A 6831-nucleotide genomic window follows, 5' to 3' on the forward strand; every position below is an offset into this window, starting at 1 on the left:
AAATTAATACTATTTTTTTACGTTTATATATTATTATTTTTCTAACTAAATCTCAAGGCTTACAAGAGTTTAAAGAGGTTATCAGATAATCAAGGGTACTTTTATCACGAAAGTACTTCCTTTTCCTTTCTCACTCTCGGCATATACCTCCCCATCATGGTATTTTACAATACGTTTTACATAAGCCAACCCCAATCCATGTCCTTTTACATTGTGCAAGTCGCCTGTATGTTCACGATAGAACTTCTCAAAAATCTTCTTCAGTACAGCCTTACTCATCCCTTGTCCTTTGTCCTGAATGCGGATAACCAGCTTATTGTGAGCCACTTCAGTAAATACATCTATATCAGGAGCTTCAGGTGAATACTTGATAGCATTTTCTAAAATATTCACTATCACATTGGTAAAGTGCATTTCATTGGCCAAAATATCAGAGTTTTCAGCATGTAAGTGCTTCTTTATCTTACCTTTGCGATCATCTATTAGGAGTTGCACATGGGCTACGGCATTCTCTATCAACTCATGGGCATCGAGAGGTTCCTTCTCTATCTCTACTTGGTTTTTGTCCAATTTTGAAATCTGCAATACATTCTCCACATGGGCGTGCATACGCTTGTTTTCATCACGTAGCATCTTAAGGTAGAAGGACATTTTCTCAGGATCCGTCATCACCTGTGGATTCTTCATTGCATCAAGAGCCAAGTTGATGGTCGCAATAGGCGTTTTAAACTCATGAGTCATGTTGTTAATGAAATCAGTCTTTATCTCATTAATCTGCTTCTGAGTACGCATCTGGATAAATGTCTTAGCAAAAGCCCAAATTATAATTGCTGTAAAAACAAAAACCCATACAGCCAACATAATTACTGAGGAGAGCAGGTAGCGCTGCCTATCAGGAAAATGTACCCGTAACTCATAATGCGAGTCTCCTGCTTGATTTCTTAGCAAGGCAATGGTATATATGTTCTTCCCTTTCGGATCAAACTTTTTGGAAACTATTGAGGTCATTTGCTTCCCCTCAGGGAGCGACTTGTCATAAATAGCAAACTCAAAGTCCAAGTTCAAACCTCTGTTTCTAAGCTCTCTTTCCAGAAGAACATCCAATTGCGGCCCTGTTATTCTATCCTCTATAGAGAGTTTTGCGGATACCTCTCGGAACAACTCCTCGAACATAGCCTTATCAAAAGAGGTGATGCGCCCTGTTTTTTCCTTAATAGTTGTACTATTGAAACGTTGCCCATCTAATCCTTGACTAGGTCCAAAAGTTCGAGAGGTCTGTTTGCTTACATAATTTCGTATCTGAGTAGTATCCCCTTTGGGGAGATTGAATAACTCTGAAGGGACTGTATACCCCTCCTCCAATACTTGATGTTTGTAAGTGAAAGTCTCCTTGGTATTTTTATTCTCTTGTACAAAAACCAAATCACGAATCTGTGAAGATTTCAAAGAACCTAAGCTATCTTTTCCTTTTAGCTCTATAAATCGGGTAATATATTTGTTTATTTCTTTAAGTTCTACCGATTCTGATACCGAATTCAACGCTTGTTGCACTGAATGTGTAAAAGCTTCTTCCTTGTTATCAATAGAACTTTTTACCCAATAAATCTGAATAGATATAAGACCTATAAGTGCTATAGGCATCAATATTAGAGCAATAATATAACTTCTCTTATTCATCAGGCAAAAGTATAATTATTTTTTTGATATATTTAGTTTTTAACAATGTTTAACTTTTTGGTTAATTTTCTGCATTTTCATCTATCATTTCCATTATTTTACAATGGATTGTTTGGATTTTATCTAAATTTCTATCGAAATCTCTATTATCAATGACAAATGTTGATAATTTTATTTTATTTTCATCATTCCATTGATTTTTTATTCTCTTTTCAATAGTTTTTCTATCAATCTTATCACGAAGTATCACTCTTCTGATACGTTCCTCCAAAGGAGCTGTCACAGTAATGATATAATCGCAATCCTTATAGGAACCACTTTCAAAAAGTATTGCTGATTCCTTAATAACATAGGGACTATGTTGGTTTTGCTTCCACTGCAGAAAATCCTCTTGTACATAAGGATGTATTAACTGATTCAGTGCTTCAAGTTTTGCCTGATCAGAGAAGACAATTCCTGCTACGAAAGCTGTATTATATTTTCCATCTACAAAGGCCTGCTCTCCCAAAAGAGATTTTATTTCCTTTTGTAAGCTGTCTTTTTGAGCGATAAGCTCCTTAGCCTTAGTATCAGCTATATAGATAGGTATAGAAAACTGCAAGGCAAAAAGGTTTGCTATGGTAGTCTTGCCACTACCTATCCCTCCTGTGAGTCCTACCGTTGTCATCATGGGTGTATTATAAGATATTCTACCATCGTTTCTTCCTTAAGGGCTACCTCTATAGAAAGGGGCTTTTTGTATACCTCAAGGGGGATGGTTCGTTCATTGCGCTTGTTATAGTCTGCTACAATTACAATATCGGAGGGTTTAAGATTCCGTATAGCTTCCATATTTCCCGATAAGAGTACAGTGGTTTTATCGGGGAGCAACTGCACCTGAGCCTTAAGAGGCTGATGAAGTAGCTGTATAGGAACTTGCATTTGCTGTTCTGTCACATGAATAATCTGTAATGAATAGCTCACCTTATCGGTGTCATAGTGTATCTTTGAGGTACTTTTCAGAGGAATTTCTCCTGAAAAAGAATTGGTTACATTCTTTTTCCCCGTTAGTTTCAAGTAAAGTCCAGTAAGCGTATCCAAATCCTGTTCCAAACCACTTACCAATACCGAATCTGGGAAGATTTGATAAGTATCTACACGATGATCTTCCTGCAAAGAGAATAAGAACTGTAATTTTACAGGAATTTTTTTCTGTTGGATTTTCTGATAATGAATATGTAGAGTATCAGGATGAATACTCAATAGCTTCATTTCAGGAAAATATTTCTTGTTAATTTGGCTAAGCATGTTTGGGGTAAACATATACTTATCCCTTCCCACTTTCCTAAGTTCACTGACATTGACTGAAATAGCAGGTATGGAAAAGACATACTTAAATAAGGAGAAGCCCTCCCCCTCTAGCTCTATTTTTAGTGAGGTGGGTGTCTGTCCATCAATGAACTTTCGAGAGGGGATTTCCTTATAGCTCACCCCCACTGTATATAACTGGGTAGCTTGCTTAGATAAGTTTCCTACCAGCCACGTAAGGGCTGCCAAGCCTATACAAAAGAGCATTCCTATGGTGTGCTTTGAGAAAAAATTTCCATTTGCTTTCATTGTCGCAAAATTAAGGTTTTATTTTCAAAAACACAAAAAAAATTAAAATTTTTTTCATTTATTTGTCTACAAAAAAATACACTTTGTAAAAGCGTTTTTACCTGCCCTTACAAAGTGTTTTTTTAATAACTAATGAGTAATCCCTTAGTTGTTAGTTACTTCATCACTATCTAAGAATCCTTTATCTATAAGTAGATTATACCACTGGATAATCTTTTTAATATCGCTTGGATACACCCTATCCTCATCGTAATTAGGAACTACTGAAAAGAAATAGGCCTCTAACTCTGCATCAGGTGCTTTGTGAGAAATCGTAGTTTTATTATTTTCTTCCTTTTCTTTGATTGCCTTAAATATCTCTTCAAGAGGTTTCTCTCCATCCAAAGTATAAATAGCAATTTCAGATAGCAAGCTTACATTGCTTCTTAGGCCTATACTGATACGCTTTCCATCAAGAAGTGAAAGGGCTAGAAATCCTGTACGTGTGCGGGATTGTAGCTGGTAGAGACCTGGCTTCCCTGAAATAGTCAATATTTGATTTAATTTCATTTATAGTATATTTTTAACGGGTTCTTTTTTTATTGGTTTCAAAAAATCTCATTCTATAACCTACTTTTATCTTACCATTACTTATATTATTAAGTTTGTTCTTAAGTAGTTGTTTTTTGAAAGAAGAAAGATGATCAGTAAATAGTACACCTTCTATATGGTCATACTCATGCTGTATAACACGTGCAGCAAGACCTGAGAAAGTTTCAGTATGTTTTACAAAATGTTCATCTTGGTATTCTATCACAAGAGTAGGCTTACGATAGACATCTTCTGTAACACCTGGAATACTTAAACAACCTTCATTAAAAGCCCAAGGTTCGCCTTCCTCTTGAAGGATTTTAGCATTGATAAAAGTTTTTTTAAAGTTCTTGAGATATTCTCGCTCGGCAGGGGTAAGATCTTCATTCTCGGAGAAACCTTCCGTATCTACCACAAAAAGACGAATAGCGAGACCTACTTGAGGAGCGGCCAGCCCTACTCCATTGCTATGATACATGGTCTGGAACATATCCTCAATAAGCTTGTCAAGCGCTGGATAATCTTCAGGAATTGTATCACATACTTTTCTAAGGACAGGATCTCCATAGGCTACAATAGGTAATATCATACGCAAATTTTTAAGGGTGCAAAGATAAATATTTTCTTTGAAATAATTACATTTTTTAGCAAATCATTGCCAAAACTCATCTGGGTATTCCTCCTCTTCAGTATGATGTTCATTAGATAGGTTTCTTCCTATCTCAGAAAGAACCTCATCGGAGAGATTCTCTTCCATATAGGGAAAGAGTACTCGTTCTTCATAACGAATGTGGGCTGTAAGTAACTCTGCATAGTCAGTAAGGAGTGCTTCTGTAGGAGCTGTAGCACATTGCTCTATCATCTGTCGTATTTGCTCGTGCTCTTTAAGTGCTTGGTCTATAAGTTCATGCTTGATGTAGGGGAAAAGGAATTTTTCTTCTTCCAAGAAATGTGCTTCTTGGTTATGTTGCCAATGGAAAATAATATATGTAGCAATACGTTCAAGAGCTACTCCTTTCTTTAGACCTTGTTTTATTTTCCACGCATGAAGTAAGCCAAAATGATGATCACGAGAGAGCAATACGATATTTTCATTTCGCTTCATATCTATTCTTTTTGGAAAAAAAGCTGTCCCTTCCTACGAAGAGACAGCTTTCAAAATTTATTAACTAATTAAATCTAATCCCTAGTTTTAGTTATTAGCCTCTACTTTACCCTTAATTCTAAGGGCAATGTTAGGGGTATCTGTAGCGTTAGAAGTAACCATGATAGTTTTAGCAATAGCACCTACGCGGTTTGTATCATATTTTACTTCGATTTTTCCTGTAGCACCTGGCGCAATAGGATCTTTTGGCCAAGAAGGTACAGTACATCCACAGCTTGAACTTGCTCCAGAAATCACTAGTGGAGCCTTACCTGTGTTTTTGAACTCAAATACACGAAGTCCGTCTGCTCCTTGCTTAATTGTTCCATAGTCAATTTCTTCGGTAACAAACTTGATTTCAGCTTTGTTTTGCGCTTGCGCAACAAATCCAAATGTTACAGCAAGTAGAAAAAATAAGATTTTTTTCATTGTTTTAAAAATTTAATTTATAATTACTATTTAGTTTCTTCGCTTTAACTCGGTGCAAAATTACAATACTTTTTTCAAAAACAAATTATATAATGTAATTTTTTTTTTTTAATTTTGTCCCCTAATTAAATTATACGACACTTATACACTAACAAATATCATGCCAAAAATGGAAATCACGACAAAATATTCACCCGAGAACTTTGAAACTAAGTGGTATACTTACTGGATGGAGCACGGATTTTTTAGCTCAACTCCCGATAAACGAGTACCTTACACTATAGTAATCCCTCCTCCTAATGTTACAGGAGTATTGCACATGGGACATATGCTGAACAATACTATACAAGATGTCCTCATTCGCCGTGCACGCCTGAAGGGCTTCAATGCTTGCTGGGTGCCTGGTACCGACCATGCGTCTATCGCTACGGAAGCTAAGGTAGTTGCCAAACTTAAGGAACAAGGTATCCAAAAGAGTGAACTTACACGTGAAGAATTCCTCAAGCATGCTTGGGAATGGACTCACCAATACGGAGGAGTTATCCTAGAACAGCTTAAGAAATTGGGCTGCTCTTGTGATTGGAATCGCACCAAATTCACTATGGATGATGACCTATACCAGTCAGTAATCAAAGTATTTGTAGACCTGTATAACAAAGGTTATATATACCGAGGCTATCGCATGGTCAATTGGGATCCTGAAGCCAAAACAACTCTTTCCGACGAAGAGGTCATTTACAAAGAGCAGAACGGAAAGCTCTATTACCTTATATATAAGGTAGAGGGTTCCGACGAATACCTTACTGTGGCTACTACCCGACCTGAAACCATTTTTGGGGATGTGGCAGTATGTGTGAATCCCAATGATGAGCGATACAAACACTTACATGGCAAAAAAGTAATTGTCCCAGTAGTAGGACGTGCCGTACCTATTATCCAAGACGAATATGTGGATATGGAGTTCGGTACAGGGGCACTGAAAATCACCCCTGCCCATGATATTAATGACTACGAAATAGGACTGAAACACCAGTTGCCTATTTTGGATACTTTCACCGATGAAGGTAAGCTGAACGAACATGGCAAACACTACAAAGGTAAAGATCGCTTTGTGGTACGCAAAGAAATTATCAAAGAGTTGGAAGACAACCAACTATTGGCTAAAACAGAGGACTATACCAATAACATAGGTACCTCTGAGCGTACAGGAGCTGTAGTAGAACAACGCCCCTTAGACCAATGGTTCCTCAAAATGGAAGAACTGGTAAAGCCTGCTCTCAAGGCTGTATTGGAGTCTGAAGAAATTAAGCTCTACCCTAAGCGTTTTGACAATACTTATCGCCATTGGTTGGAAAACGTACGTGACTGGAATATCTCTCGCCAACTATGGTGGGGACAACAGATTCCTGCTTACT

The 6831-nt window shown here is 37.2% G+C and carries 8 protein-coding genes; 1 reads left to right on the forward strand and 7 read right to left on the reverse strand.

Features of this window, described 5'->3' with window-relative positions; genetic code table 11:
* Nucleotides 1-81: 81 nt before the first annotated feature.
* The 7 genes from Q0625_RS03220 to Q0625_RS03250 all read right to left on the reverse strand — a co-directional run bounded on the left by Q0625_RS03220 (nucleotide 82) and on the right by Q0625_RS03250 (nucleotide 5416).
* Entirely contained in the window at nucleotides 82-1677 is a 1596-nt protein-coding gene (locus Q0625_RS03220; RefSeq protein ID WP_298823455.1) for a HAMP domain-containing sensor histidine kinase, read from the reverse strand.
* Between the two features lie 61 nt (nucleotides 1678-1738).
* On the reverse strand, nucleotides 1739-2347 hold the full coding sequence (gene coaE, locus Q0625_RS03225; RefSeq protein ID WP_298823456.1) for a dephospho-CoA kinase: 609 nt from the start codon (nucleotides 2345-2347) through the stop codon (nucleotides 1739-1741).
* Nucleotides 2344-3273 (reverse strand): hypothetical protein, encoded by a 930-nt coding sequence (locus Q0625_RS03230; RefSeq protein ID WP_298823457.1) that lies wholly within the window; start codon nucleotides 3271-3273, stop codon nucleotides 2344-2346. The genes coaE and Q0625_RS03230 overlap by 4 nt, the downstream gene beginning before the upstream one ends.
* Nucleotides 3274-3417: 144 nt before the next feature.
* Complete coding sequence (locus tag Q0625_RS03235; protein ID WP_298823458.1) at nucleotides 3418-3822, reverse strand: DUF5606 domain-containing protein; 405 nt, start codon at nucleotides 3820-3822, stop codon at nucleotides 3418-3420.
* Between the two features lie 13 nt (nucleotides 3823-3835).
* Nucleotides 3836-4432, reverse strand: a complete 597-nt coding sequence (def, locus tag Q0625_RS03240) for a peptide deformylase (protein WP_298823459.1) — start codon at nucleotides 4430-4432, stop codon at nucleotides 3836-3838.
* A gap of 63 nt (nucleotides 4433-4495) precedes the next feature.
* A complete protein-coding gene (locus tag Q0625_RS03245; RefSeq protein ID WP_298823460.1) occupies nucleotides 4496-4948 on the reverse strand; it encodes a hemerythrin domain-containing protein in 453 nt (150 codons plus the stop codon).
* 87 nt (nucleotides 4949-5035) lie between these two features.
* Nucleotides 5036-5416, reverse strand: a complete 381-nt coding sequence (locus Q0625_RS03250; protein WP_298823461.1) for a DUF1573 domain-containing protein — start codon at nucleotides 5414-5416, stop codon at nucleotides 5036-5038.
* A gap of 160 nt (nucleotides 5417-5576) precedes the next feature.
* Between Q0625_RS03250 and Q0625_RS03255 the strand changes: the two genes are divergently transcribed.
* The coding region (locus tag Q0625_RS03255) for a class I tRNA ligase family protein (protein ID WP_298823462.1) at nucleotides 5577-6831 on the forward strand (1255 nt) is incomplete at its 3' end.

The organism is uncultured Capnocytophaga sp., from assembly GCF_938029845.1.
Classification (GTDB): Bacteria; Bacteroidota; Bacteroidia; order Flavobacteriales; family Flavobacteriaceae; genus Capnocytophaga.

What these genes read in the sequence shown, in the direction of transcription:
- Q0625_RS03250 (WP_298823461.1), bottom strand. Translation starts at nt 5,416, where the DNA reads ATGAAAAAAATCTTATTTTTTCTACTTGCTGTAACATTTGGATTTGTT.
- coaE (WP_298823456.1), bottom strand. Translation starts at nt 2,347, where the DNA reads ATGATGACAACGGTAGGACTCACAGGAGGGATAGGTAGTGGCAAGACT.
- Q0625_RS03230 (WP_298823457.1), bottom strand. Translation starts at nt 3,273, where the DNA reads ATGAAAGCAAATGGAAATTTTTTCTCAAAGCACACCATAGGAATGCTC.
- Q0625_RS03245 (WP_298823460.1), bottom strand. Translation starts at nt 4,948, where the DNA reads ATGAAGCGAAATGAAAATATCGTATTGCTCTCTCGTGATCATCATTTT.
- Q0625_RS03235 (WP_298823458.1), bottom strand. Translation starts at nt 3,822, where the DNA reads ATGAAATTAAATCAAATATTGACTATTTCAGGGAAGCCAGGTCTCTAC.
- def (WP_298823459.1), bottom strand. Translation starts at nt 4,432, where the DNA reads ATGATATTACCTATTGTAGCCTATGGAGATCCTGTCCTTAGAAAAGTA.
- Q0625_RS03220 (WP_298823455.1), bottom strand. Translation starts at nt 1,677, where the DNA reads ATGAATAAGAGAAGTTATATTATTGCTCTAATATTGATGCCTATAGCA.